The 23,641-nt window shown below is 73.8% G+C and carries 20 protein-coding genes; 11 read left to right on the forward strand and 9 right to left on the reverse strand.

The annotated features are described in order from the left end of the window. Positions 1-150 precede the first annotated feature (150 nt). From J7W19_RS23685 to J7W19_RS23700, 4 genes are all read right to left on the reverse strand, one after another. Entirely contained in the window at positions 151-1,374 is a 1,224-nt protein-coding gene (locus J7W19_RS23685; RefSeq protein WP_004949946.1) for a hypothetical protein, read from the reverse strand. Then, positions 1,356-2,093: an ABC transporter ATP-binding protein gene (locus J7W19_RS23690; RefSeq protein WP_004949949.1), complete on the reverse strand. Its 738-nt coding sequence runs from the start codon at positions 2,091-2,093 to the stop codon at positions 1,356-1,358. Before J7W19_RS23690 ends, J7W19_RS23685 begins: the two co-directional genes overlap by 19 nt. Before the next feature lie 288 nt (positions 2,094-2,381). After that, on the reverse strand, positions 2,382-3,764 hold the full coding sequence (locus tag J7W19_RS23695) for an aspartate aminotransferase family protein (RefSeq protein WP_078588162.1): 1,383 nt from the start codon (positions 3,762-3,764) through the stop codon (positions 2,382-2,384). Beyond that, complete coding sequence (locus J7W19_RS23700) at positions 3,749-4,255, reverse strand: Lrp/AsnC family transcriptional regulator (RefSeq protein ID WP_004949954.1); 507 nt, start codon at positions 4,253-4,255, stop codon at positions 3,749-3,751. Before J7W19_RS23700 ends, J7W19_RS23695 begins: the two co-directional genes overlap by 16 nt. A 165-nt stretch (positions 4,256-4,420) precedes the next feature. On the opposite strand from J7W19_RS23700, the gene J7W19_RS23705 reads away from it, so the two are divergent. From J7W19_RS23705 to J7W19_RS23715, 3 genes are all read left to right on the forward strand, one after another. Beyond that, the gene (locus J7W19_RS23705; protein WP_004949957.1) at positions 4,421-5,872 is read left to right on the forward strand and encodes a gamma-aminobutyraldehyde dehydrogenase; all 1,452 of its coding nucleotides are present in this window, start codon (positions 4,421-4,423) and stop codon (positions 5,870-5,872) included. A 113-nt stretch (positions 5,873-5,985) separates the two neighbouring features. Further along, positions 5,986-6,570 (forward strand): Uma2 family endonuclease, encoded by a 585-nt coding sequence (locus J7W19_RS23710; RefSeq protein ID WP_040891354.1) that lies wholly within the window; start codon positions 5,986-5,988, stop codon positions 6,568-6,570. Between the two features lie 115 nt (positions 6,571-6,685). Then, positions 6,686-7,873, forward strand: a complete 1,188-nt coding sequence (locus J7W19_RS23715; protein ID WP_411848844.1) for a polyamine ABC transporter substrate-binding protein — start codon at positions 6,686-6,688, stop codon at positions 7,871-7,873. A 34-nt stretch (positions 7,874-7,907) separates the two neighbouring features. On the opposite strand, the gene J7W19_RS23720 is transcribed toward J7W19_RS23715, so the two are convergent. Together J7W19_RS23720 and J7W19_RS23725 are read right to left on the reverse strand one after the other, a co-directional pair. Next, positions 7,908-8,591 (reverse strand): glycerophosphodiester phosphodiesterase, encoded by a 684-nt coding sequence (locus J7W19_RS23720; RefSeq protein ID WP_004949965.1) that lies wholly within the window; start codon positions 8,589-8,591, stop codon positions 7,908-7,910. A gap of 69 nt (positions 8,592-8,660) precedes the next feature. Then, positions 8,661-9,695 (reverse strand): adenosine deaminase, encoded by a 1,035-nt coding sequence (locus J7W19_RS23725; RefSeq protein ID WP_004949968.1) that lies wholly within the window; start codon positions 9,693-9,695, stop codon positions 8,661-8,663. A 107-nt stretch (positions 9,696-9,802) separates the two neighbouring features. Here J7W19_RS23725 and J7W19_RS23730 point away from each other — a divergent pair, with 107 nt between their 5' ends. After that, complete coding sequence (locus J7W19_RS23730; protein ID WP_004949972.1) at positions 9,803-10,633, forward strand: DUF4190 domain-containing protein; 831 nt, start codon at positions 9,803-9,805, stop codon at positions 10,631-10,633. Here the strand turns inward: J7W19_RS23730 and J7W19_RS23735 are convergent. Then, positions 10,579-11,184: an NADAR family protein gene (locus J7W19_RS23735; protein ID WP_086025266.1), complete on the reverse strand. Its 606-nt coding sequence runs from the start codon at positions 11,182-11,184 to the stop codon at positions 10,579-10,581. The two genes, J7W19_RS23730 and J7W19_RS23735, sit on opposite strands and share 55 nt — an antisense overlap. A 453-nt stretch (positions 11,185-11,637) precedes the next feature. Between J7W19_RS23735 and J7W19_RS23740 the strand changes: the two genes are divergently transcribed. From J7W19_RS23740 to J7W19_RS23760, 5 genes are all read left to right on the forward strand, one after another. Continuing rightward, complete coding sequence (locus J7W19_RS23740; RefSeq protein WP_004949978.1) at positions 11,638-12,822, forward strand: ABC transporter ATP-binding protein; 1,185 nt, start codon at positions 11,638-11,640, stop codon at positions 12,820-12,822. Further along, the gene (locus J7W19_RS23745; RefSeq protein WP_004949981.1) at positions 12,819-13,745 is read left to right on the forward strand and encodes an ABC transporter permease; all 927 of its coding nucleotides are present in this window, start codon (positions 12,819-12,821) and stop codon (positions 13,743-13,745) included. Before J7W19_RS23740 ends, J7W19_RS23745 begins: the two co-directional genes overlap by 4 nt. Continuing rightward, the gene (locus J7W19_RS23750; RefSeq protein WP_004949987.1) at positions 13,745-14,569 is read left to right on the forward strand and encodes an ABC transporter permease; all 825 of its coding nucleotides are present in this window, start codon (positions 13,745-13,747) and stop codon (positions 14,567-14,569) included. Before J7W19_RS23745 ends, J7W19_RS23750 begins: the two co-directional genes overlap by 1 nt. A 4-nt stretch (positions 14,570-14,573) precedes the next feature. Next, positions 14,574-15,986, forward strand: a complete 1,413-nt coding sequence (locus tag J7W19_RS23755; protein ID WP_040891356.1) for an NAD(P)/FAD-dependent oxidoreductase — start codon at positions 14,574-14,576, stop codon at positions 15,984-15,986. A 169-nt stretch (positions 15,987-16,155) separates the two neighbouring features. Next, a complete protein-coding gene (locus J7W19_RS23760; protein WP_004949995.1) occupies positions 16,156-16,608 on the forward strand; it encodes a hypothetical protein in 453 nt (150 codons plus the stop codon). Here the strand turns inward: J7W19_RS23760 and J7W19_RS23765 are convergent. Both J7W19_RS23765 and gabT read right to left on the reverse strand, forming a co-directional pair. Continuing rightward, positions 16,544-17,416 (reverse strand): phosphatase PAP2 family protein, encoded by an 873-nt coding sequence (locus tag J7W19_RS23765; RefSeq protein WP_004950000.1) that lies wholly within the window; start codon positions 17,414-17,416, stop codon positions 16,544-16,546. The genes J7W19_RS23760 and J7W19_RS23765 overlap by 65 nt on opposite strands. Positions 17,417-17,541: 125 nt before the next feature. After that, on the reverse strand, positions 17,542-18,894 hold the full coding sequence (gene gabT, locus J7W19_RS23770; protein WP_004950003.1) for a 4-aminobutyrate--2-oxoglutarate transaminase: 1,353 nt from the start codon (positions 18,892-18,894) through the stop codon (positions 17,542-17,544). A gap of 420 nt (positions 18,895-19,314) precedes the next feature. Between gabT and J7W19_RS23775 the strand changes: the two genes are divergently transcribed. Both J7W19_RS23775 and J7W19_RS23780 read left to right on the forward strand, forming a co-directional pair. Further along, positions 19,315-21,762, forward strand: coding sequence for a hypothetical protein (locus J7W19_RS23775; protein ID WP_004950008.1), 2,448 nt, complete (start codon positions 19,315-19,317; stop codon positions 21,760-21,762). 106 nt (positions 21,763-21,868) lie between these two features. Then, positions 21,869-23,431 (forward strand): PucR family transcriptional regulator, encoded by a 1,563-nt coding sequence (locus J7W19_RS23780; RefSeq protein ID WP_004950010.1) that lies wholly within the window; start codon positions 21,869-21,871, stop codon positions 23,429-23,431. The last annotated feature ends 210 nt before the right edge of the window (positions 23,432-23,641 follow it).

Here is a 23,641-nt window from a genome sequence, read left to right on the forward strand (position 1 = left end):
GGCTGCGCCCCAGACCCCCCTTGTCCTCAAGCGCCGGACGGGCTGAATTCAGCCCGTCCGGCGCTTGAGGACAACCGCGCGGAGCGCGGTTTCGGGGGTGCGGGGGCTTGCCCCCGCAAGAAACGGAGAAAGGGCGGGACCGGGGCACCCTCACCGCGTCAGCGGCAGCGCCGCCAGCTCCGCGACCACCCACGTCAGTGGGGCCAGCACAACGACGAGCGCCGCGGTCCGCACAGCGGCGGCGCCCCGCAGCAGCGACCCCGGAAGGCCCAGCCGCAGCAGCGCCGCCGTGGTCTCGGAGCGGACCTGCCGCGCGTCCAGCGCCGCGGTGATCGCCGTGGCGGTCGCGGAGGCCATGACCACGGCCGCGCCGAGCCCGGTGAGCGGGCCGAACGGCCGCGGGCCGGCGCCCTCCCAGGCCACTCCGTAGAGCTCGGCGGCGGCCAGCGCGCCGGCCGCGACCGCGCACAGCACGCCCAGCGGTCGGCCCAGCCGCGTCGCCGCGTCCTGGAGGGTGCGCCCGGCCAGCATCCGGACCGCGCCGGGCCGGCCGGCCGCGAGCGCCGCCCCGCACCAGTGGGTCAGCCCCGGGCCGGCCAGGACCAGCCCGAACACGGTGAGCAGCCAGCCGCCGAGGAGGCCGGGGGATGCCCCGCCGTCCTGGCCGGGGAGGGCCAGCAGCCGGCCCGGTTCCGGTGCGGGCGCGTGGCCCACGTACGCCACCAGTGCCAGGCCGGTGGCGATGACGGCGACGCCCCACGGGAGCCCGGCGTACGAGGGGCGGGCGGACGCGCCACGCGGCGGCGCCGAGCCGTCGTCCGGCTGCGGACGGGCGTGCGCCGGTCCCGGGCGCTTGCGCTGCTCTTCGCGCGGGCGCAGAACGAGGGCGCACACGCCGGCGCTCACGGCGGGCAGCACGGCGAGCAGGGTCACGGTGGCGGCCCACGGCAGGGCGTGGCCGCCGTCCAGCAGCCGGTTCGCCGTACCGCTCAGCGGGGTGCCGCCGAGGTCGCCCCGCAGTTCGAGGTAGCCGAGGAGCGCCGCGCCGCTGCCGAGTCCGCAGGTGACGGCCGTGGAGGCGGCCGCCAGCAGGGCGAGCCGCACCGGCCCCAGACCGATCGCGTCCAGCCCGTCCCGGGGCCGGGTGGCGGGGTCCGTCCGGGCCACCGCCAGGGCGAAGTGCACGACCGCCGCGCAGGGGACCACGCACCACAGCAGCCGCACGACCCCCTCCTCCGGCCGCTTCGGGTGCGCGACGGCGTACCCGAGGGCGCAGAGCAGCAGGAAGGCGGCGCCCGCCGCGGCGGCGGCGACCAGCACGCGCCGCAGCAGGACGAGCGGGTGCGCGCCCCGGGTCAGGCGGAGACTGAGCACGCGGCCCTGCCCTCCCCGTCGGGCGCGTCCGGTGCGGGGATGCCGCCGCCCCGGCGGCCGTCGGCGAGGCCGACCGCCCGGTCGGCGAGCGCGGCGCCCTCGTCGTCCGGCGTCGCGAGGACGACCGTGATGTGGTGCGAGCGGGCCGCGGTGGTGAGGGTGCGCAGGACCTGGGCCCGGTCGGTGCTGTGCAGCGGCGCGGTGGGGTCGTCGGCGAAGACGACGGCGGGCTCGCAGGCCAGGGCGCGGGCGACGGAGATCCGCTGGCACTGGGCGCGGGAGAGCGCGGCGGGCCGTTTGCGGGCGCAGTCGCCGACGTCGAGCCGTTCGAGCCACTCGGCGGCGGCCTGCTTGGCGGCGCGGTGGCCGGTGCCCCGGGCCAGCAGGGGGAGCGCGGCGTTCTCCCAGCCGGTGAGTTCGGGCACCAGGTGCGGGGTACTGTCGATCCAGCCGAACCGCTCGCGCCGCAGCCGTTCGCGCCCGGCGCGGGGGAGGGTGTGCACCGGCGCGCTGTTGAACCAGACCTCGCCGGAGTCGGGTACGAGCTGGCCGGAGAGGCACTTGAGGAGCGTGGTCTTCCCCGCGCCGCGCGGCCCGGTGACCGCGAGGACCTCGCCCTCGCGGATGCCGATGGACACGCCTGCGAGGGCGGGGGAACCGTTGTAGGAGTAGTGCAGGCCGCGTGCCCAGAGCACGTCGTTGTCCGGCGGGGCCACCATTTCGAGCACACCTCGGGTCGCTGGAGGGTCCGTTCCCCTGTCCGGGTGAACGAACCGGGGGCCATTGGGTCACTGGCACCGTACGGAACGGGGATCCTAGCCCCGGTCCAGGCTCGGCGCGGGAGTGGTCCAGGAGTGGCCCACTTTCCTCCCATCGGGCTCATGGCGCGAGGGTGCGAAGAGGGTGTGCGGGGGCGGAAACGGTCTCAAGGGGCGGGCGCACGCGACAGAGGCCCGCGCGCACCGCCGACGTGGCGCGCGCGGGCCCCCGCCGGACCCGTCAGGCCGTCAGATCCGCGCCCACGCCTCGGTGAGGACGCCGCGCAGGATCTGCTCGATCTCGTCGAACGTGCCCTGGTCGGCGACGAGCGGCGGGGCGAGCTGGACGACCGGGTCGCCGCGGTCGTCGGCGCGGCAGTAGAGGCCGTCCTCGAACAGCCGCTTGGACACGAAGCCGTAGAGCAGCCGCTCGCACTCCTCCGGCGTGAACGACTCCTTGGTGGCCTGGTCCTTCACCAGCTCGATGCCGTAGAAGAAGCCGTCGCCGCGCACGTCGCCGACGATCGGCAGGTCGCGCAGCTTCTCCAGGGTGGCGCGGAAGTCCGCCTCGTGGTCCAGGACGTGCCGGTTGAGGCCCTCGCGCTCGAACAGGTCGAGGTTGGCCAGCGCGACCGCGGCCGAGACCGGGTGGCCGCCGAAGGTGTAGCCGTGCAGGAAGGTGTTCTTCCCCTTGAAGAACGGCTCGGCGATCCGGTCGGAGACCACGGCCGCGCCGATGGGGGAGTAGCCGGAGGTCATGCCCTTGGCGCAGGTGATGATGTCCGGGACGTAGCCGAACTTGTCGCAGGCGAACATCGTCCCGAGCCGGCCGAAGGCGCAGATGACCTCGTCGGAGACGAGCAGTACGCCGTACCGGTCGCAGATCTCGCGTACCCGCGCGAAGTAGCCGGGCGGCGGCGGGAAGCAGCCGCCGGCGTTCTGCACCGGCTCCAGGAAGACGGCGGCGACGGTGTCGGGGCCCTCGAAGAGGATCTGCTGCTCGATCTGGTCGGCGGCCCAGCGGCCGAACGCCTCGGGGTCGTCGCCGTGGATCGGCGCCCGGTAGAAGTTGGTGTTGGGCACCTTGTGGGCGCCGGGGACCAGGGGCTCGAAGGGGGCCTTGAGAGCCGGGAGTCCGGTGATGGCCAGCGCGCCCTGCGGGGTGCCGTGGTAGGCCACGGCCCGCGATATCACCTTGTACTTGCCGGGGTTGCCGGTGAGCTTGTGGTACTGCTTCGCGAGCTTCCACGCCGTCTCGACGGCCTCGCCGCCGCCCGTGGTGAAGAAGACCTTGTTCAGGTCGCCCGGCGCGTAGTGGGCCAGCCGCTCGGCCAGTTCGATCGCCTTGGGGTGGGCGTAGCTCCACACCGGGAAGAAGGCCAGCTCCTGCGCCTGCTTGGCGGCGGCCTCGGCCAGTTCGGCCCGGCCGTGGCCCGCCTGGACCACGAACAGCCCGGCCAGGCCGTCCAGATAGCGCTTGCCGTTGTCGTCGTAGATGTACGTGCCCTCGCCGCGCACGATCGTCGGCACGGGGGCGTTCTCGTACGACGACATGCGGGTGAAGTGCATCCACAGGTGGTCGTACGCCGTCTGGGAGAGGTCCTTGCTGCTCACGGCTATCGGGTTCCCCATGTATAGGTCTGTTTGCGGAGCTTGAGGTAGACGAAGCTCTCGGTGGAGCGGACACCGGGCAGGGCGCGGACGCGTTTGTTGATGACGTCCAGCAGGTGGTCGTCGTCCTCGCAGACGATCTCGATGAGCAGGTCGAAGGAGCCGGCCGTCACCACGACGTACTCGACCTCGTCCATCGCGGTGAGGGCGTCGGCGACCGGGTCGAGGTCCCCCTCGACATTGATGCCGATCAGGGCCTGCCGGCGGAAGCCCACGGTGAGCGGGTCGGTGACCGCGACGATCTGCATCACGCCCTGGTCCAGCAGCTTCTGCACGCGCTGCCGGACGGCCGCCTCGGAGAGCCCCACGGCCTTGCCGATGGCGGCGTAGGGTCGGCGCCCGTCCTCCTGGAGCTGTTCGATGATCGCCAGGGAGACGGCGTCGAGGGGTGGTGCGCTGTGGGCGCCCTTGGAATCCGCTGCGTTACGAGTGGCCACGGTGTCACTGTGCATGAGGACTCCGCCGTATGGCAAGCATCAAGCGATGAAATCCGTTGTCGTGGGGTGCCTGAATAACTGATTCCGTTGCTCCTGGCTGGTGGGTATATCGAAAGCGTGGTCCTCCTGGCTAGGCTGGGCGTCTCGCCCTTCGGACATCTCACAGGAGAGGTGCACACCGTGACCACCGAGCCGCGCCGGTTGCGCAACTACATCAACGGGGAGTTCCGGGACGCCGCGGACGGGCGGACCACCGACGTGGTCAACCCGGCCACGGGCGAGGTGTACGCCACCGCTCCGCTGTCCGGCGCCGCCGACGTGGACGCCGCGATGGCCGCCGCCGAGGAAGCCTTCCCGGTCTGGCGCGACCTGGTCCCGGCCGAGCGCCAGAAGGTGCTGCTCAAGATCGCCGACGCGATCGAGGCCCGGGCCGAGGACCTGATCGCCGCCGAGTCGGAGAACACCGGCAAGCCGCTGGCGCTCACCCGCAGCGAGGAGGTCCCGCCGATGGTGGACCAGATCCGCTTCTTCGCGGGCGCCGCCCGGCTGCTGGAGGGCCGCTCCGCCGGCGAGTACATGGAGGGGATGACCTCCATCATCCGCCGCGAGCCGGTCGGCGTCTGCGCCCAGGTCGCGCCCTGGAACTACCCGATGATGATGGCCGTCTGGAAGTTCGCCCCGGCCCTCGCCGCGGGCAACACCGTCGTCCTCAAGCCGTCCGACACCACCCCGGCCTCCACCGTGCTGCTCGCCGAGATCATCGGCGGGGTGCTGGAGGAGCTCGGCCACCCCAAGGGCGTCTTCAACGTCGTCTGCGGCGACCGCGACACCGGCCGGCTGATGGTGGAGCACCCGGTGCCCGCCATGGCCTCCGTCACCGGTTCCGTGCGGGCCGGCCAGCAGGTCGCGGCGTCCGCCGCCAAGGACGTCAAGCGCGTCCACCTGGAGCTCGGCGGCAAGGCGCCCGTCGTCGTCTTCGAGGACGCGGACCTCGCCAAGGCCGTCGAGGACATCGCCGTCGCCGGCTACTTCAACGCCGGCCAGGACTGCACGGCCGCCACCCGCGTGCTCGTCCACGAGTCCGTCCACGACGAGTTCGTCACCGCCCTCGCCAAGGCCGCGGCCGACACCAGGACCGGGCAGCCGGACGACGAGGACGTGCTCTACGGCCCGCTCAACAACGCCGACCAGCTCGCCCAGGTCACCGGCTTCATCGACCGCCTCCCGGCGCACGCCAAGGTCGAGGCGGGCGGCCACCGCGTCGGCGACAAGGGCTACTTCTACGCCCCGACCGTCGTCTCCGGCCTGAAGCAGGACGACGAGATCGTCCAGAACGAGGTCTTCGGCCCGGTCATCACCGTCCAGTCCTTCACGGACGAGGACCAGGCCGTCGCCTACGCCAACGGCGTCGAGTACGCCCTCGCCTCGTCCGTGTGGACCAAGGACCACGCCCGCGCCATGCGGATGTCGAAGCGGCTCGACTTCGGCTGCGTGTGGATCAACACCCACATCCCGCTGGTCGCCGAGATGCCGCACGGCGGCTTCAAGAAGTCCGGCTACGGGAAGGACCTGTCGGCGTACGGGTTCGAGGACTACACGCGGATCAAGCACGTGATGACGTCGCTGGGCTGACGCCACGCGCGTCCGAACGCGGGCTCCGGGACAGGCCGTGTCCCGGGGCCCGCGTTTATCGTTTAACCGTGCGGCTGCGCGTACGTACGCGCGGGAGGGGGAGGAGCGGCACGATGACAGTCGAATTGACGGACGGGATCGCCGTGACCGACAACGATGGCCTCAGCCTGGATGAGCTGTTCGACCAGTTGGAGCCGGTCCCCGAGGGATACAGGGTCGAGGTTGTCCGAGGGGTCGTCCACATGTCACCGCAGCGTCGTACGCACTGGAAGATCATTTTTGAGATCGCCTGTCGGCTCCGGCAGCACTTCGGCGAAGACGCCGAAATCGACTCGGACGTGCGCATCGACTTCCCGGGCTACCTGAACGGGTTCTGTCCCGATCTCGTGAAGATCGCCGACGGGGCGACGCCCGACGGCAAGGGAAGGTTCTCCCCCTCCGACGCGGAACTGATCGTGGAGGTCATCTCCCAGGGAACCGCGGTCAACGATTACGGACCCAAGAAGCAGACGTACGCCGAGGCGGAGGTACCCGTCTACGTGATCGCCGACCCGTACAGCGGGCAGTGCCACGTCTTCACGTCTCCGAAGGGCGACACCTACCGGAGCGAGGTCACCGTCGACTTCGGCGACCCGATCGACCTCACCTGCACCCCGCTCGGCCTGACGATCGCCACCGACAAGTTCCCCCGCGACTGATCCCGCCCCCGGCGGTCCCGTATCATCGACGGCCCGGCGAAGCGTCCGCCGGCACCCGCGATCTCCGGACACCCCGCCCCTTGTCCGCGAAGATCGGCTCCCCCATCCTGCCGTCATGCGAGAGAAGCCCGTGAAGCCCCTGTCCCGCCGCTCCCTGCTGCGCGCGACGGTCGCCGGCGCGGGTGCCGCCGCGCTCGCCGGCTGCGGAGTCCCGGCCGCCTACATCGCCCCCGGCGACCGCGCCGCGAAGGATCGTTCCGCCACCGACCGTCGCCTGTCGTTCGCCAACTGGCCGCTGTACATCGACACCGACGAGAAGCACCCCGGCCGGCGGCCCACGCTGGAGGCGTTCGAGAAGCGCAGCGGCGTCTCGGTGAAGTACACCGAGGAGATCAACGACAACGACGAGTTCTTCGGGAAGATCAGCCCCGCCCTGATGAACCATCAGGACACCGGCCGTGACCTGATCGTCGTCAGCGACTGGATGTGCGCCCGTTACGTCCGCCTCGGCTGGGTGCAGGAGATGGACCGGGCCGCGCAGCCGAACGTCGCCCGGAACCTCGACCCGCTGCTGCGCAAGCCGTCGTTCGACCCCGGTCGGAAGCACTCCGTGCCCTGGCAGTCCGGGATCACCGGCATCGCCTACCACCGCAAGAAGCTGGGCCGCGAGATCCGCAGCACGGCCGAGCTGTGGAAGGACGACCTGCGCGGCCGGGTCACCCTGCTGTCCGGGATGGACGAGGCGTTCACCCTGCTCATGCTCGGCGACGGGGTCGACGTCACCCGGTGGACCGCCGACGACTTCCACCGCATGACGGACCGGCTGTGCCGCCTGGTCGCCAAGCGGCACATCCGCCGGTTCACCGGCAACGACTACATCAAGGAGCTGTCGTCCGGCGACGTGCTGGCCTGCCAGGCGTACTCCGGCGACATCATCCAGCTCCAGGCCGACAACCCGGACATCGCCTTCGTCGTGCCCGAGGAGGGCGCGGAGCTGTGGGCGGAGAGCCTGATGATCCCGGACCTCGCCCGGCACAAGGCCAGTGCCGAGCAGCTGATCGACCACTACTACCGGCCCGAGGTGGCGGCGGAGCTGGCCGCGTCGGTCAACTACGTCTGCCCGGTGCCCGCCGCCCGGGAGGTGCTCGCCTCGTCGAAGGACAAGGAGCTCGCCGAGCTGGCGGAGAACCCGTTGGTCTTCCCGACGGACGACATGCGCAAGCGGCTGGCGACGGCGCGCGACATCACGGCGAAGGAACGGCCGGGGTTCGCGAAGGAGTGGAACGAGATCGTCGGGCTGTGACGCGGTCCCGGCCGCGCTGTGGGGGCGGTGTCTCTCAGGAGGCCAGCAGGGATCGCAGGGTGCTCACCCGGTTCGTCGTGATCGAGTCGACGTCGGCGGCCAGCAGGCGCCGCATGGAGCGCCGGGTGTCCGCCGTCCACGCGGAGACCAGGTAGCCGTCGGCGTGGTGCCGGGCGACCAGCTCCGGACTCACCAGTCCGAAGCGGTAGTTGAGCCAGTGCGGGCGGACCGCGGCGAGCAGGGCCGCGGGGGGCGGGGTCAGGGTGGTCCGGGTGAGGGCGATCTCCGCCTCCGGGTCGGCCCGCCGCACCTCGCGCATGGAGTCGGTGCCGCCGCAGTAGTAGACGCGTCCGGCGGCCCCCGCCGCGTGCACCTCCGCGACGGCGGCGGACGCCGCCGAGGGGTCGGGCAGGTCGACGAACAGCCGCCCGGGGCCGTCCTCCGCCAGCGCCTCCCGCAGCGTCGGCACTCCGCCGCCGGTCAGGGCGCGCAGCTCGTCGGCGGTCACCGAGGCGAGGGCGCGGTCGTGGCCCCACAGCCGGCGCAGGGTGGCGTCGTGCAGCAGGACGGGCACCCCGTCGCGGGTGAGGCGGACGTCGATCTCCACCGCCGCCGCGCCGGCCCGCCGGGCCGAGCGGATGGACGGCAGGGTGTTCTCGCGGTGGACGTACGGGTCGCCGCGGTGGGCGACGGCCTGGAAGGCGCGGGTGATCGGCATCCGCCCATTGTGGCCGGAGCGTGCGCGGGCCGCGGGACGAGCCCCGGCGGCCCGGCCGCGCGCCGCCGGTCAGCCCGCGTGGGCCGCCGTGTGTTCCGCCGTGTACGCGTCGATCTCGGCGGCGAGCCGGGCCTTGCCCGCCGTGTCCATGAACGACGCCTCGACGGCGTTCTTGGCGAGGTCCGCGACGCCGCGGGCGTCGAGCTCCAGCAGCCGGGCGGCGACCGCGTACTCGTTGTTGAGGTCGGTGCCGAACATCGGCGGGTCGTCGCTGTTGACGGTGACCAGGACGCCCGCGGCGGCCATCTCCCTGATCGGGTGCCGCTCGATGTCGGTCACGGCCCGGGTGGCCAGGTTGGAGGTCGGGCACACCTCCAGCGGGATGCGGTGCTCGGCGAGGTGGGCGAGCAGGCGGGGGTCCTGGGGGGCGCTGGTGCCGTGGCCGATGCGCTCGGCGCGCAGCGCGGTCAGCGCGTCCCAGATCGTCTCCGGGCCGGTGGTCTCCCCGGCGTGCGGCACGCTGTGCAGCCCGGCGGCGATGGCGCGGTCGAAGTACGGCTTGAACTGCGGGCGGGGTACGCCGATCTCGGGGCCGCCGAGCCCGAACGAGACCAGGCCGTCCGGCCGCAGGTCGCAGGCGATCCGGGCGGTCTCCTCGGCCGCGTCCAGGCCGGCCTCGCCGGGGATGTCGAAGCACCAGCGCAGCACCACGCCCAGTTCGGTCTCGGCCGCCTTGCGGGCGTCCTCGATCGCCTCGACGAAGGCCACGTCGGGGATGCCGCGCCGCACCGAGCTGAACGGTGTGACCGTCAGTTCCGCGTAGCGGATGTTCTGCCGGGCCATGTCCCGGGCGATCTCGTAGGTGAGCAGCCGGACGTCCTCGGCGTCGCGGACGAGGTCGACGACCGACAGGTAGACCTCGATGAAGTGCGCGAAGTCGCGGAAGGTGAAGAAGTCGGCCAGCGCCTCGGGGTCGGTGGGCACCGGGGAGTCGGGGTGCCGGGCCGCCAGCTGGGCGACGATGCGCGGCGAGGCCGAACCGACGTGGTGCACGTGCAGCTCGGCCTTGGGCAGGCCGGCGATGAAGGGGTCGAGCGCTGACATGCGGGCCTCCGGGGGCTGGTCGGTCGGCGGGTGCCGATCATCGTATGCGGGGGGTCTCCGCCGCCGTCGGGGAGGCCGTAGCATGGCGGGTGAGCAGGGGAGGGTCAGTGTCCGACACGGGCAGTGCGCAGCAGGAGCCGCGGGACCGCGACCCGTGGGCGCGGCCGGAGCGGGGGGTGCCGCTCGACGGGGGCGGAGTCCCGCTCGGCAAGGGCCCCGACGCCGTCCACCCGCCGCGGCACCAGGCCGTACCGCCGCAGGCGCCGCCGCTGCCGGAAGGCGTCGTGCCGCCCGTCCCCCCGGCCCCGACGGGCCCCGGCACCCCGAGCGCGTGGCGGCCCTCCGCCCCCTACGGGACGCCGGCCGGCTTCCCCAACGTGCCGCGGGCCGGCTCGCCGTACGGGCCGGCGTACCCGGCGTACGGCGGCGCGCCCCAGGGGCCGGGCCCCTACGCGGGTCCGGCGCCCGCCCCCGGCCTCCCCGGCGGTTCCGGACTCCCGGTGTACTACGGGCCGATGGCGCCCATGGCGCCGGCCGTCCCCGACAACGGCTTCGGCACCGCCGCCCTGGTGCTGGGCATCGTGTCGCTCGTCCTCGCCGTCTCCGTGGTGCTGGGGCTCGTCCTCGGTGTCCTCGCCGTCATATTCGGCGCGGTCGGGCGCGCGAAGGCCGTCCGGGGCGTGGCGACCAACCGGGGACAGGCCGTGGCCGGGCTGATCCTGGGCGCGCTGGGGCTGGCCGCCTCCGTCGCCGTCCTCGTCCTGGTGCTCAACACCCCGGACGACCCCGCGCACGACGACGACCACTACGTCGACGATCCCGACGTCACCGAGATCTCCGACGTGGCCTACCGGGCGTCGGGCGCGTCCGGCGCCGTCGGCGGTTACGCGGCGGGCGCCTCCGGCCGGGGCCCGCTGGTGCCGGCCGCGAGCCGCTGACGCGCCTCCATCAGCGCGAAGCCCAGCAGGTTCAGCCCGTTCCAGCGGGCCGGGTCCGCGGCGCGCTCGTCATCCGCCGCCAGACCTATGCCCCACACCCGGTCCAGCGGGCTGGCCTCCACCAGCACCCGGCTTCCGGTGCCGAGCAGGTACTCCCGCAGCTCCGGGTCGTGCGCGAACTTGTGCACGCTGCCCTCGACGACCAGCTCGAAGCGGTGCCGCCGCCAGGTGTCCTCGTCGAAGCCGCGCACCGTCCGCCCGGCGTCCTTCGCCTGCTTGGGGTGGCCCGCCGCCAGCACCCGGGCCTCGGCCTCGGCGTCGCCGAACAGCCGGGCCTTGCCCGCCATCATCCAGTGCTCGGCCGTCGCGTAGACCGTGCCGTCCACCGTGAAGGGCGACGGCCACCACTGGCTGAAGCAGCCGGGCCCCACCGAGCCGTCCCGCCGCGGCCGGTGCCCCCAGAAGAAGACGTACTGCGGACGCTCACCATCCGTGACGGCCGCCGTCAGCTCCTCGACGGTCCGCGCGCCCGCCACACCCCTGTTCACCATGTCATTCCCCGTTCCCCTCGACATGCCGACCATTCTGGCACCCCCCACTGACAACGCAGAGTGAATATCGGAGGGGCCGGCGCGGACCGGCGCACCGGTCGGGGCAGGGGCAATGAGAAGATCGCATCGTCCGGTCCGGCGACCAAGCGCGGACCGACGGCGACCGGTGACGCGCCGTCGGGTCCGCACCGCGTGACCCTCACCCCTCCCGCAGCACTGAATCCGTCGTGGAGTCAAATCTCCGCGACGGAATCTCTTGTTGTGGGCCGCCTCCTCTGCCAGGATCGGCGATCACATCCGTTAGGAGCGACGGCTGGGACCGCTCCGGTCCCGGCCCGAGCGGGCAGCGGAGGAGTGAGCGATGCGGCACCCGCACGGCCCGTACGCGGACATCCCCGTCCGTATGTCACTGTTATGTGCTCTACGCCCCCACGTTTCGATGGATCCACACCCATGACTGCAACCGCCCCGAGCGGCCCCGGCGGCAGCGGAACCGACGTCCGCCTGGCCGGGATCAGCAAGCGCTACGGCGCCTTCACGGCCGTGCACCCGCTGGACCTCTCCGTCCCCGCGGGTTCCTTCTTCGCCCTGCTCGGGGCCTCAGGCTGCGGCAAGACCACCACCCTGCGCATGATCGCCGGCCTGGAGACCCCCACCACCGGCAGCGTCGTCCTCGCCGGCCGGGACGTGACCGCCCTGCCGCCGTACAAGCGCCCGGTGAACACCGTCTTCCAGAGCTACGCCCTCTTCCCGCACCTCGACATCCACGAGAACGTCGCGTTCGGCCTGCGCCGGCGCGGGGTGAAGTCGGTGCGCAAGCAGGTCGGCGAGATGCTCGACCTCGTCCAGCTCGGCGACCTGGCCCGGCGCCGGCCGCACGAGCTCTCCGGCGGCCAGCAGCAGCGCGTGGCCGTCGCCCGCGCGCTCATCAACCACCCCCAGGTGCTGCTGCTCGACGAGCCGCTGGGCGCCCTGGACCTCAAGCTCCGCCGCCAGATGCAGCTGGAGCTCAAGCGGATCCAGACCGAGGTCGGCATCACCTTCGTGCACGTCACGCACGACCAGGAGGAGGCCATGACGATGGCCGACACCGTGGCCGTCATGAACGCCGGCCGGGTGGAGCAGCTCGGCGCCCCCGCCGACCTCTACGAGACCCCGCGCACCACCTTCGTCGCCAACTTCCTGGGCACCTCCAACCTCATCACCGCCGACGTCCTCGACGCCTCCGGCGACGACCTCGTGCTGCGCGCCGCCGACGGCAAGCTCGCGCTGCCCGCCGCCCGTTGCCAGGTCCCCGCGCGCCCCGGCTCCAAGGTCCTCGTCGGCATACGGCCGGAGAAGATCGCGCTCACCCACGCCGACGACGCCGCGACCGTGCCCGAGGGCCGCAACCGGCTGCGCGGACGCATCAGTTCCGCGAGCTTCATCGGCGTCTCCACGCAGTACCTCGTCGACTCCCCGGTCGCCGCAGGCGGCTCCGGCCTGTCCGTCTACGCCCAGAACGTCGACCGCGACCCCCGGCTGGTCCCCGGCGCCGAGGTGCTCCTGCACTGGAACCCCGGCCACGGCTTCGGACTGGACGCCGCACAGCGCATCGAGGCGGGCACCGACGTGGACCTGGGGGAGGCCCCCTCATGACGACTGTCACTTCCGGCACCCCCGACACCGCCGAGACCCCCGCGCCCGCCCGCCCCTCCGGCACCGGACGGCGCGTCCCCTACTGGCTGCTCCTCCCCGGCGTCCTCTGGCTGCTGGTCTTCTTCGTGGCCCCCCTCGTCTACCAGGCGTCGACCTCCGTCCAGACCGGCTCGCTGGAGGACGGCTTCCGGGTCACCTGGCACTTCGCCACCTACTGGGACGCCCTCGGCACCTACTGGCCCCAGTTCCTCCGCTCGATCGGCTACGCCACCGCCGCCACCCTGCTCTGCCTGCTGCTCGGCTACCCGCTCGCGTACCTCATCGCGTTCCGGGCCGGCCGCTGGCGCACCCTGCTGATGGTGCTGGTCATCGCGCCGTTCTTCACCAGCTTCCTGATCCGCACGCTGGCCTGGAAGACGATCCTGTCCGACGGCGGGCCGGTCGTCGGCGCCCTCGACTCGCTGCACGTCCTCGGCCTGACCGACGCGCTCGGGGTCACCGAGGGGCACCGGCTGCTGGCCACCCCGCTCGCCGTCGTCTGCGGCCTCACCTACAACTTCCTGCCCTTCATGATCCTGCCGCTCTACACCTCCCTGGAACGCATCGACGGCAGGCTCCACGAAGCCGCGGGCGACCTCTACGCGGGACCCCTCACCACGTTCCGCCGGGTGACCTTCCCGCTGTCCATGCCCGGTGTGGTGGCCGGCACGCTGCTCACCTTCATCCCGGCCGCCGGCGACTACATCAACGCCGAGCTGCTCGGCTCCCCGGACCAGAAGATGATCGGCAACGTCGTCCAGTCGCAGTTCCTGCGCGTCCTCGACTACCCGACCGCCGCCGCGCTGTCCTTCCTGCTGATGGCCGTGATCCTCGCCATGGTCACCGTCTACCTGCGCCGGGCCGGGACGGAGGACGTGGTCTGATGCGTACCGCCGCCCGCCCGCTCCGCTGGCTCCGCCGCCACCTGGTGGTCATCGCCGGCCTGGGCACCCTCGCCTACCTGCTGCTGCCCAACGTCATCGTCACCGTCTTCTCGTTCAACAAGCCCGCCGGCCGCTTCAACTACGAGTGGCGGGAGTTCTCCACGGACGCCTGGACGCACCCCTGCGACGTCGCCGGCCTCTGCGGCTCGCTCTCGCTCAGCCTCTGGATCGCCCTCTGGGCCACCCTGGGCGCCACCGTGCTCGGCACCCTGGCCGCGTTCGCCCTGGCCCGGCACCGCTTCCGGGGGCGCGGCGGGGTGAGCGGCCTGGTGTTCCTGCCGATGGCGATGCCCGAGGTGGTGATGGCCGCCTCGATGGCCACCCTCTTCCTCAACACCGGTGTCGCGTTCGGCTTTTGGACGATCCTCATCGCGCACATCACGTTCTGCCTGAGCTTCGTCGTCACCGCGGTCAAGGCCCGCGTGGCGAGCATGGACCCGCGCCTCGAACAGGCCGCGCAGGACCTCTACGCCACGCCCCTCCAGACGTTCCTCCGCGTCACCCTGCCGATCGCGGCGCCCGGCATCGCGGCCGGGGCCCTGCTGTCGTTCGCGCTCTCCTTCGACGACTTCGTCATCACCAACTTCAACGCCGGCTCCACCGTGACGTTCCCCATGTACGTCTGGGGAGCCGCCCAGCGGGGCACCCCCGTTCAGATCAATGTCGTCGGCACGGCGATGTTCGCCGTCGCCGTCCTGTGCGTCCTGGCCGGACAGCTGGCCGGGCGCCGGAAGAACAGAAGAAGAGGCAGCCGAAGGAGCTGAGAACATGGCCGCTCGTGCCATGAACCCTGCCCAATCACTCTCCGACACCACCCTGCGCCCCTACTGGCTGGACGACCCCGGCCGGCCCGACCCCCGTCCCGCCCTCGTCGGCGACGAGCACTGCGACCTGCTCGTCGTCGGCGGCGGCTACTCGGGGCTCTGGACCGCCCTCAACGCCAAGGAACGCGACCCCGCCCGCGACGTCGTCCTCATCGAGGCCGAGGAGACCGGCTGGGCCGCCTCCGGCCGCAACGGCGGCTTCTGCGCCGCCTCCCTCACCCACGGCGTCGCCAACGGCCTCGCCCGCTGGCCCGACGAACTCCACCGCCTGGAGGAGCTCGGCCGGCGCAACCTCGACGGCATCGAGGCCGCCGTCCGCCGGCACGGCATCGACTGCGACTTCGAACGCACCGGCGAGATCGACATCGCCACCGCCCCGCACCAGGTGGCCGAACTCCGCGAGGCCGCCGAGGAGTACGCGTCCCTCGGCATCACCGGCCACGAGTACCTCGACCGCGAGGCCCTGCGCGCCGAGGTCGACTCCCCGACCTTCCTCGCCGGCCTCTGGAACCGCGACGGCGTCGCCATGCTGCACCCCGCCAAGCTCGCCTGGGGCCTCAAGCGCGCCTGCCTGGAGCTGGGCGTACGGATCTACGAGCACACCCCCGGCAGCGGCCTGTCCTCGCGCGGCGCCGGCGTCGCCGTCCGCACCCCCTACGGGCGGGTGTTCGCCCGGCGGGCCGCCCTCGGCACCAACGTGTACCCGTCCCTGGTCAAGCGGCTGCGCCCGTACATCGCCCCGGTCTACGACTACGTGCTCGTCACCGAGCCGCTCACCCAGGAACAGCTCGCGGCCGTCGGCTGGAAGCGGCGGCAGGGGCTCAGCGACTCCGCCAACCACTTCCACTACTTCCGGCTCACCGCCGACCGGCGGATCCTGTGGGGCGGCTACGACATCGTCTACCACTACGGCGGCGAGGTCCGGGCCGAGTACGACCACCACCCGGCCACCTACCAGCGGCTCGCCGAGCACTTCTTCCGCTGCTTCCCGCAGCTGGAGGGCGTCCGCTTCTCGCACGCCTGGGGCGGGGCCATCGACACCTGCTCCCGTTTCTCGGCCTTCTTCGGCACCGCGCACGGCGGCCGGGTCGCCTACGCCCTCGGCTACACCGGGCTCGGCGTGGGGGCCACCCGGTTCGGCGCCGACGTGATGCTCGACCTGCTGGCGGGGGAGCGGACGGAGCGCACCGAGCTGGAGATGGTCCGCAGCAAGCCGCTGCCCTTCCCGCCGGAGCCGGTGCGGTCGGTGGGGATCGGCATCACCCAGTGGTCGATGACCCGGGCCGACGAGAACGGCGGGCGCCGCAACCTCTGGCTCAAGGCCATGGACAAGGTCGGGCTGGGCTTTGATAGCTGACGACAGCTGACGTCAGCCGACGCCGGCTGACGTCAGCCGACGCCTCGCGCCGGCTTGTCCGCCGGCCGGTGAACCCGGTCGGGGGAATCCCGCCGGACCCGCGTAACGGCCGCCCGGCCGCCCCCTCCCACCCGTGCACGCACATCCGCGACACGGAGGAGGACGGCGTATGAGCGGCGGAGCGGGCCGGACGAGCGCGGTGGAGTGGCTGGTGTCGGCCGCGCCGGATCCCGTGGGCTGCCGGTGGGAGTGGGAGCGCAATCCCTTCGGGATCGCCCTGCTGCCCGCCGGCCGGCTCTGGGACGTCCTCATCTTTCCCGGCGGCCTCGGCCGCCCCACGGCGGACGTCCTGGCCGAGCGCGCCGGCCGGCCCGGACCCGTCCTCGCCGACGAACGGGCCGGCCGGATCGGTTTCCTCGTCCCGCCCGGGACGGCGGCCCGGTGGCTGGCGACCGGGGTGCGCGGCGCCGGACCCGGCACCTGGATCGTGGTGCCGCACCCGGTCCGCAACGCCTCGCTCGTCCGCTGGCTGGTGCCGCCCGACGGATCGGGGGTGCTCACCGATCCGGTGGTGCTGGAACTCTCCCTGCACGAGGCCGCCGCCCGGCTCGCCCGCGGCTGAGCGCCCGGGACAGGCACCACAGCACGAGCGCCGCCAGGCACCAGGAGCCCAGCACGTCCAGCGGCCAGTGGTAGCCGCGGTGCACGAGCGCCGCCCCTACCGCCGCGTTGAGCAGCGTGTATCCGGCGGTGGCCCGGCGCGAGCGGGTGAGCAGCAGCAGCGCGGCGCCGTAGGCCACGGCGGCGGTGGCGGCGTGGCCGGAGGGGAAGAAGCCGTCGTGCGGGCCGGCCCCCATCGCGGGCGGGCCCGGCCGGTCCACGAGCGTCTTGAGGGGGACGACCAGGGCGGGCACCGCCGCCATGGCGACGGCGGCGGCCAGGGCGTGGGACCACGGCCGGCCCCGCCGCAGGACCGCCCACAGCACCGCGGCGACCAGCACGGGCACGGCGACGGAGGCGTTGCCGAGATCGGCGAGGAACCCGGTGACCGCCCGCGGGAACGCCGTGCCGGCGACGGCGCGTCCCACCCGCTCGTCGAGCGCGCGCAGCGGGCCGTGCCCGGCGACCTGCCAGGTGACCAGGGCGAACAGGACGGCGGAGAGCGCCGGGAGGAGGGCTTTCCGGAGCGGGGACGACCGAAGGGCCGGCGGCTGCGGAACAGGGGGGGAGGTTCCGGGGCCGCCGGCCTGGCCGGCGTGCCGCTCGCCCCGGGGGGTGTGGAACGGGCGGCCGTCCGATCGGTGAGGAGTCCCGGGATCCGCGTCGGACGCGGCCCCGGTGGCGTGCGCGGTGGCACGGCCGCGCCGGCACTGGGGACGTACCGGCGGGGCGTCGTCCGCAGTCCCCTGCGGACGGGGTGTCTCACTCATCTGCAGAAACCGTACGGCAGGGCGGGCGGCGGACGGTAGCCGTGTCACCCGTCCACCACCCGCCCCGCACAGGTTCTTCACGGGCGCGCGTGCAGACGCCCGCGCACGCCGGATCCTCAGGCGGCTCAGAGGCGCCCGAGGGCCGCCTCGATGATGTCCAGACCCTCGTTGAGCAGGTCTTCCCCGATGACCAGGGGCGGCAGGAAGCGCAGCACGTTGCCGTAGGTGCCGCAGGTCAGCACCAGCAGGCCCTCGGCGTGGCACGCCTTGGCCAGGGCGCCGGCCGCCTCCGGGGCGGGGGCCTTGGTCTCCGGGTCCTTGACCAACTCGATCGCGATCATCGCGCCACGGCCGCGGATGTCACCGATGACCGGGAACTTCTCCTGCATGACCGCGAGGCGGGCCTTCATGACCTCCTCGATGCGCTTCGCCTTCGCGTTGAGGTCCAGCTCGCGCATGGTCTCGATCGCGCCGAGCGCGGCGGCGCACGCCACCGGGTTGCCGCCGTAGGTGCCGCCCAGGCCGCCCGCGTGGGCCGAGTCCATGATCTCCGCGCGGCCGGTGACCGCGGCCAGCGGCATACCGCCGGCGATGCCCTTGGCGGTGGTGATCAGGTCCGGGACGACGCCCTCGTCCTCACAGGCGAACCACTGGCCGGTGCGGCAGAAGCCGGACTGGATCTCGTCCGCCACGAAGACGATGCCGTTGTCGTTGGCGAACTTCACGATCGCCGGCAGGAAGCCCTTGGCCGGCTCGATGAAGCCGCCCTCGCCGAGCACCGGCTCGATGATGATCGCGGCCACGTTCTCCGCGCCGACCTGCTTGGTGATCTGGTCGATGGCCTGCGCCGCGGCCTCGGGGCCGCAGTTCTCCGGGCCGGTCGGCCAGCGGTAGCCGTAGGCCACCGGCACCCGGTAGACCTCGGGGGCGAAGGGGCCGAAGCCGTGCTTGTACGGCATGTTCTTGGCGGTCAGCGCCATCGTCAGGTTGGTGCGGCCGTGGTAGCCGTGGTCGAAGACGACGACCGCCTGGCGCTTGGTGTACGCGCGGGCGATCTTCACCGCGTTCTCGACGGCCTCGGCGCCCGAGTTGAACAGCGCCGACTTCTTGGCGTGGTCGCCCGGCGTCAGCTCCGCGAGCCGCTCACAGACCTCGACGTACCCCTCGTAGGGGGTGACCATGAAACAGGTGTGGGTGAAGTTCGCCAGCTGGGCCGACGCCCGGCGGACCACGGCCTCGGCGCTGGCCCCCACCGACGTCACGGCGATGCCCGAACCGAAGTCGATCAGCGAGTTGCCGTCCACGTCCTCGATCACGCCGCCGCCCGCGCGGGTCGTGAACACCGGCAGCACCGAGCCGACGCCCCCGGCGACCGTCGCCGTGCGACGCGCCTGGAGCTCCAGCGACTTCGGGCCGGGGATGGCGGTGACGACGCGGCGCTCCTGGGGGAGGGCCGAGCCTCCGGTCAGTTCGGTCATGGTGGGCTCCCGGGGGAAGAACGCGGACTTTTGACCGCAGGCTAAGGGCGGGCCGACGGGCCCGGCATGTTCCGTTCGGGAGAAGTACGGGCGCGCCGTTGTCCGGACGGTACATGGCGGGACGCTCCGCCCCCGCCGCCTCCACTGGCTGTTTTCGTCGTCGCGCCGCCCAGGCCCGCCCCCGCCGGACCGGGCGCCGCCGCCCCCGCGACCACCCCGGGTGAACCCCGGGTGAACCCCGAGTCACCCCCGAGACGACCCGGAGTCACCCCGGAACTCCGCCCGGAGACGCTGAACTCCCCGCTCAGGGCCGCTAGATTGGCCACGCGACGTCGGTCCGGCCGCAGCCGGGCCGTACGGCGGGCAGGCAGCAGCAGGAGTGGTGACGGCGGGACCGGCCGGCGGGGGCAAGGGGCAGCGATGGCGACCGAGGACACGTACGGGGACGCGTACGGCGCACCTCCCTTCCACGGCGGACGGACGGCCCGGCCCGTCCCCCCGGCGCCGCGCCGGCCGCCGGCGCCCGCCCCGCCGGACGAGGTCGAGCACCCGTTCCTGACCTGGCTGCGCACCCCCAGACCGGCCGCCCAGCCCGGCGTCTGGCGCTTCGGCCACCGCCCCAAGCCGCCGGAGGAGCCCGGCCGCACCCCCGGCAGGCAACTGGCCGGCGGCGCGGTGATCTCGATGCTGTGCGGCTGGCTCGTCTGGTCCCTGCTCTGGCACGGCTACTTCGGCCCGTACTGGAAGTGGCCGCTGAAGGCGCTGGTCCCCGGCGACTGGGACGAGCTGTCCCGCGAGTGGATGCTGTCCTCCTACGTCTACTACGCCCTGTGGTTCTGCGGCCTGGTCGTCCTCTTCGCCCGTATCGGCCGTGTCCCCGAGCTGTGGCGCCGCTACGGGCGTCCCGCCTGGGCCTCCCTCAAGCGCCGGACGGGCGTCCGGCTGCCCCCCGCCCTGCTCCCCGAGCGGCCCGACCGCATCCCCCGGCCGCTGCTCGTCCGCCGCGCCGCCCTCGCGCTGGCCGGCGCGGTCGCCGCCTGGGAGCTCTGCTACGACGTCTTCGGCGAGATCTGGCTGTGGCCGCTGATGCGGGTCATCCCGGTGTCGTGGATGCGGCCGCCGATGTACTTCTACGCCAGCTACGCCTACTACACCCTCTTCATCGCCCTCTTCCTCACCACGGCCGCCCGGGTCGGCTGCTGGGGCGAGCTGTGGCGCCGGTACACGGCCCCCGACCGGCCGCCCCGGCTCCCCGGCCGGCCCGCCGGGAGCGCCGCTCCCGCCCCCGACGAGGACCCGGCCGACTGGCCCCGGCTGCGCGCCGAGGGCGCCCCCGACGCCGCCGAGCGGCTCGCCGCGGACGCCCGCCTGGGCCTGATGAACGACGTGGACCGGGCCCGGATCGAACGCGCCTGGGAGGCCGTCCGCGACCGGCCGGAGTGGCGGCCCGCCTTCACCGACGCCGTGCTGCGGGCCGGCGCCGCCGCCTGCGCCCACCCCTCCGGCGCGCGCGACCTGCCCGTCCGGGCCGCCCGGCACGACCTGGTCACCGGACAGGTCCGGATCGGCACCGCCGCCGAGGACCGGCGCAACCCCTACGACCACCGCGGCGTCGGCTGGGCGCTGGAGCCGGGCCTGCTCGGCACCTCCCTGCTCGCCGTCGGCCCGCCCGGCTGCGGCAAGACCGCCGGTCTGGTCCGGCCGGTGCTGGAGTCGCTGTGCCTCCAGGCCCTCGCCGGCCGCGCCGCCGTCGTCGCCGTCGGAGCCGCGGGCACCGATCTGGCGCCCGACGACGCGTTCGACGTGGTGATCCGCATCGGCCGGCCGGACTCCGCCTACGACCTGGACCTGTACGGCGGCACCGAGGACCCCGACGAGGCCGCGGCGATCCTCGCGGAGGGGCTGGTCGGCGACCTCGCCGCCGCGCTCCCCGGCGGGGACGGCCGCCGCGCGGCCACCGCCCTCGCCCAGATCCTCGGCCCGTACCACGGCGCCCACGGCCGCTTCCCGTCCGTCCAGGAGCTGCGCGAGCTGCTCGACGGCTCGCCCGTGGCGCTCGACGCGCTCCGCGACCGGCTCGCGGCCACCGGCCAGGAGGCCCTGATCCGGGAGCTCGACGCGCGCGAGCGGCAGGCGCGGCGGCCCGGCGACCCGGCGCCGATGCTCGCCGACCGGGTCGCGCTGCTCGACCGCCCCGCCTTCGCGGGCTTCTTCGACACCGGCGACCCCCGGCGCACCTTCTCCCTCCGCACCCTCGAACACCCGCTGCGGGTCCGGATCGACCTGCCGGAGCGCGGGCACGCGGAGGCGTCCCGGATGCTGGCCCGGCTGATCCTCGCCCAGTTCACCGAGTCCGCCACCGCCCGCGCCGACCGCTCCCTCTTCGCCTGCCTGGTGCTCGACGACGCCACGCACACGGTGACGGCCGAGTCGGTGCGCGGCCTGCAGCGGCTGCGCTCCGCGCACGCCGGCGCGGTCCTCACCCTCCGCACGCTGGACGACGTGCCCGAGGCGCTGCGCAGCGCCCTGCTCGGCACCGTCGGCTGCCGGATGGCGTTCTCCGGCGTGACCACCTGGGACGGCGCGCGGTTCGCCGAGGTCTGGGGCAAGGAGTGGGTGGAGACCCGCGACGTCACCGACCGGCAGATCATCGCCCACGAGCCGCTCACCCGCGCCCTGCACGTGCTCCGCCGGGTGGTCACCGGCCGCGCGGTCACCGCGCAGTCCGTCACCGTGCGCACGGTGGAGCGCGAGCGCTGGTCCGCCTCGGAGCTGGCGCACGGGGTGCCGCCGGGGCACGCGGTGCTGTCGGTGACGTCGGTGCGGGGGGCGATGACGCCGCCGGTCCTGGTGAACCTGCGGGACTGAGGCCCGCCCGGTACCGGGCCGCGCCCTTTGCTCCGCTGAGGCAGAATCGGTCACAGCAGTTCATACGGGACGGCCCGGTCGCCGTGCCGCTTCCCCCGAAGGTGCCATGCCCCCCACGCTCGCCTCGCTCGTCCACCACTCCTCCCTCAAGCTCACCGTGCTCGCGGGCCGGGAGCGGCTGGACACCCCCGTCCGCTGGGCGCACGTCAGCGAACTGGCGGACCCGGTGCCCTGGATGGAGGGCGGCGAACTGCTGCTGATCACCGCCATGAAGATCGACGCGGCGGATCCGGACACGGTGCGCCCCTACGTCCGGCGGCTGGTCCGGGCGGGCGTCGTCGGCCTCGGGTTCGCGGTCGGCGTCAACTACGAGCAGGTGCCGGACGCCCTCGTCGAGGCCGCGGAGGAGGCGGCGCTGCCGCTGCTGGAGGTGCCCCGGCGCACCCCCTTCATCGCCATCAGCAAGGCCGTCTCGGCCGCCATCGCCGCCGAGCAGTACCGGGCGGTCACTGCGGGCTTCGCCGCCCAGCGGGAGCTGACCCGGGCCGCCCTCGGCCCGGACGGCCCGGCCGGGCTGCTCGCCCGGCTCGCCGCGTACCTCGACGGCTGGGCCGCCCTCTACGACGCGTCCGGCGCGGTCGTCGCCGCGGCCCCCGACTGGGCCGCCCGGCGCGCCGCCCGCTTCGGCCCGGACGTCGAGCGGCTGCGCGGCCGGCCCGCGCCCGCGAGCGCCGTCGTCGCGCCGGAGGAGGGCGACGATCGGGTCGAGCTCCAGTCCCTCGGCACCGGCCGGCGCGCCCGCGGTGTCCTCGCCGTCGGCACCGGCGCGCCGCTCGGCACCCCGGAGCGGTACGCCGTCCACTCGGCCGTCGCCCTGCTCACCCTCGCCACCGAGCGCTCCCGCGCCCTCCAGGCCGCCGAGCAGCGGCTGGGCGCGGCGGTGCTGCGGATGCTGCTGTCGGGGGAGGCGGAACACGCGCGGACGGTCGCCGGCGAGCTCTACGGGACCCTGCTCGACCGGCCCTTCCGCGTGCTCGTCGCCGAGCCGGTGCCGGCCGAGGGCTCCGACGCGTCCGCCGGCGACCCGCTCGCCGCCCTCGCCGACGCGGCGGACGCGGCGGCCAGCCGGGCGGCGGAGCCGGTGCTCGCCGTGCCGGAGGGCGGGCGGCTGGTGCTGCTGGCCCCCGACGGCGGAGCCGCGGTCGGTGCCTGCGCGGACGCCGTGCGGGCGGAGGGCGCCGGTGTCGCGCTCGGCCTGTCCGCGCCCGCCCTGCCCGGCGGCACCGCCGCCGCCCTCCGCCAGGCCGAACAGGCCCTGTCCGTCGCCCGGCGCCGGGGGCGCCCCCTCGTCGAGCACGAGGACGTCGCCGCCGGATCCGTTCTCCCGCTGCTCGGCGACGAGGCGGTACGGGCCTTCGCCGACGGGCTGCTGCGGGCGCTGCGCGCGCACGACGCCACCGGGCGCGGGGACCTCGTCGCCTCGCTGCGGGCCTGGCTCTCGCGGCACGGGCAGTGGGACGCGGCCGCGGCCGATCTGGGGGTGCACCGGCATACGTTGCGGTACCGGATGCGGCGGGTGGAGGAGATTCTGGGGCGGTCGCTGGACGATCCGGATGTGCGGATGGAGTTGTGGCTGGCGCTCAAGGCTTCGCCGGGGGCGGGGGAGTGAGCCCCGGCCCCGCCCTTTCGCCGTTTCCTGGGGCTGCCGCCCCAGACCCCGCTGATCGCGGCTCCGCCGCTCGTCCTCAAACGCCGGACGGGCTGGAATTCGCGCCCGGGCGCACACTTCAGCCCGTCGGGCGCTTGAGGACAACCGCGCGGAGCGCGGTTTCGGGGGGTGCGGGGGCTCGCCCCACCGCGCCGATCCGGCGCGCCCCTC

Origin of the sequence: Streptomyces mobaraensis NBRC 13819 = DSM 40847 (assembly GCF_017916255.1) — a bacterium.
In the GTDB taxonomy this organism is placed as follows: Bacteria; Actinomycetota; Actinomycetes; order Streptomycetales; family Streptomycetaceae; genus Streptomyces; species Streptomyces mobaraensis.

Bases quoted from the DNA above. Each gene is read 5' to 3' on its own strand.
- J7W19_RS23710 (WP_040891354.1), top strand. From the start codon at position 5,986: ATGACAGTCGAATTGACGGACGGGATCGCCGTGACCGACAACGATGGC.
- J7W19_RS23755 (WP_040891356.1), top strand. From the start codon at position 14,574: ATGGCCGCTCGTGCCATGAACCCTGCCCAATCACTCTCCGACACCACC.
- J7W19_RS23740 (WP_004949978.1), top strand. From the start codon at position 11,638: ATGACTGCAACCGCCCCGAGCGGCCCCGGCGGCAGCGGAACCGACGTC.
- J7W19_RS23720 (WP_004949965.1), bottom strand. From the start codon at position 8,591: ATGCCGATCACCCGCGCCTTCCAGGCCGTCGCCCACCGCGGCGACCCG.
- J7W19_RS23695 (WP_078588162.1), bottom strand. From the start codon at position 3,764: ATGGGGAACCCGATAGCCGTGAGCAGCAAGGACCTCTCCCAGACGGCG.
- J7W19_RS23760 (WP_004949995.1), top strand. From the start codon at position 16,156: ATGAGCGGCGGAGCGGGCCGGACGAGCGCGGTGGAGTGGCTGGTGTCG.
- J7W19_RS23750 (WP_004949987.1), top strand. From the start codon at position 13,745: ATGCGTACCGCCGCCCGCCCGCTCCGCTGGCTCCGCCGCCACCTGGTG.
- J7W19_RS23725 (WP_004949968.1), bottom strand. From the start codon at position 9,695: ATGTCAGCGCTCGACCCCTTCATCGCCGGCCTGCCCAAGGCCGAGCTG.
- J7W19_RS23735 (WP_086025266.1), bottom strand. From the start codon at position 11,184: ATGGTGAACAGGGGTGTGGCGGGCGCGCGGACCGTCGAGGAGCTGACG.
- J7W19_RS23690 (WP_004949949.1), bottom strand. From the start codon at position 2,093: ATGGTGGCCCCGCCGGACAACGACGTGCTCTGGGCACGCGGCCTGCAC.
- J7W19_RS23775 (WP_004950008.1), top strand. From the start codon at position 19,315: ATGGCGACCGAGGACACGTACGGGGACGCGTACGGCGCACCTCCCTTC.
- J7W19_RS23745 (WP_004949981.1), top strand. From the start codon at position 12,819: ATGACGACTGTCACTTCCGGCACCCCCGACACCGCCGAGACCCCCGCG.
- J7W19_RS23715 (WP_411848844.1), top strand. From the start codon at position 6,686: ATGCGAGAGAAGCCCGTGAAGCCCCTGTCCCGCCGCTCCCTGCTGCGC.
- J7W19_RS23765 (WP_004950000.1), bottom strand. From the start codon at position 17,416: ATGAGTGAGACACCCCGTCCGCAGGGGACTGCGGACGACGCCCCGCCG.
- J7W19_RS23700 (WP_004949954.1), bottom strand. From the start codon at position 4,255: ATGCACAGTGACACCGTGGCCACTCGTAACGCAGCGGATTCCAAGGGC.
- J7W19_RS23780 (WP_004950010.1), top strand. From the start codon at position 21,869: ATGCCCCCCACGCTCGCCTCGCTCGTCCACCACTCCTCCCTCAAGCTC.
- gabT (WP_004950003.1), bottom strand. From the start codon at position 18,894: ATGACCGAACTGACCGGAGGCTCGGCCCTCCCCCAGGAGCGCCGCGTC.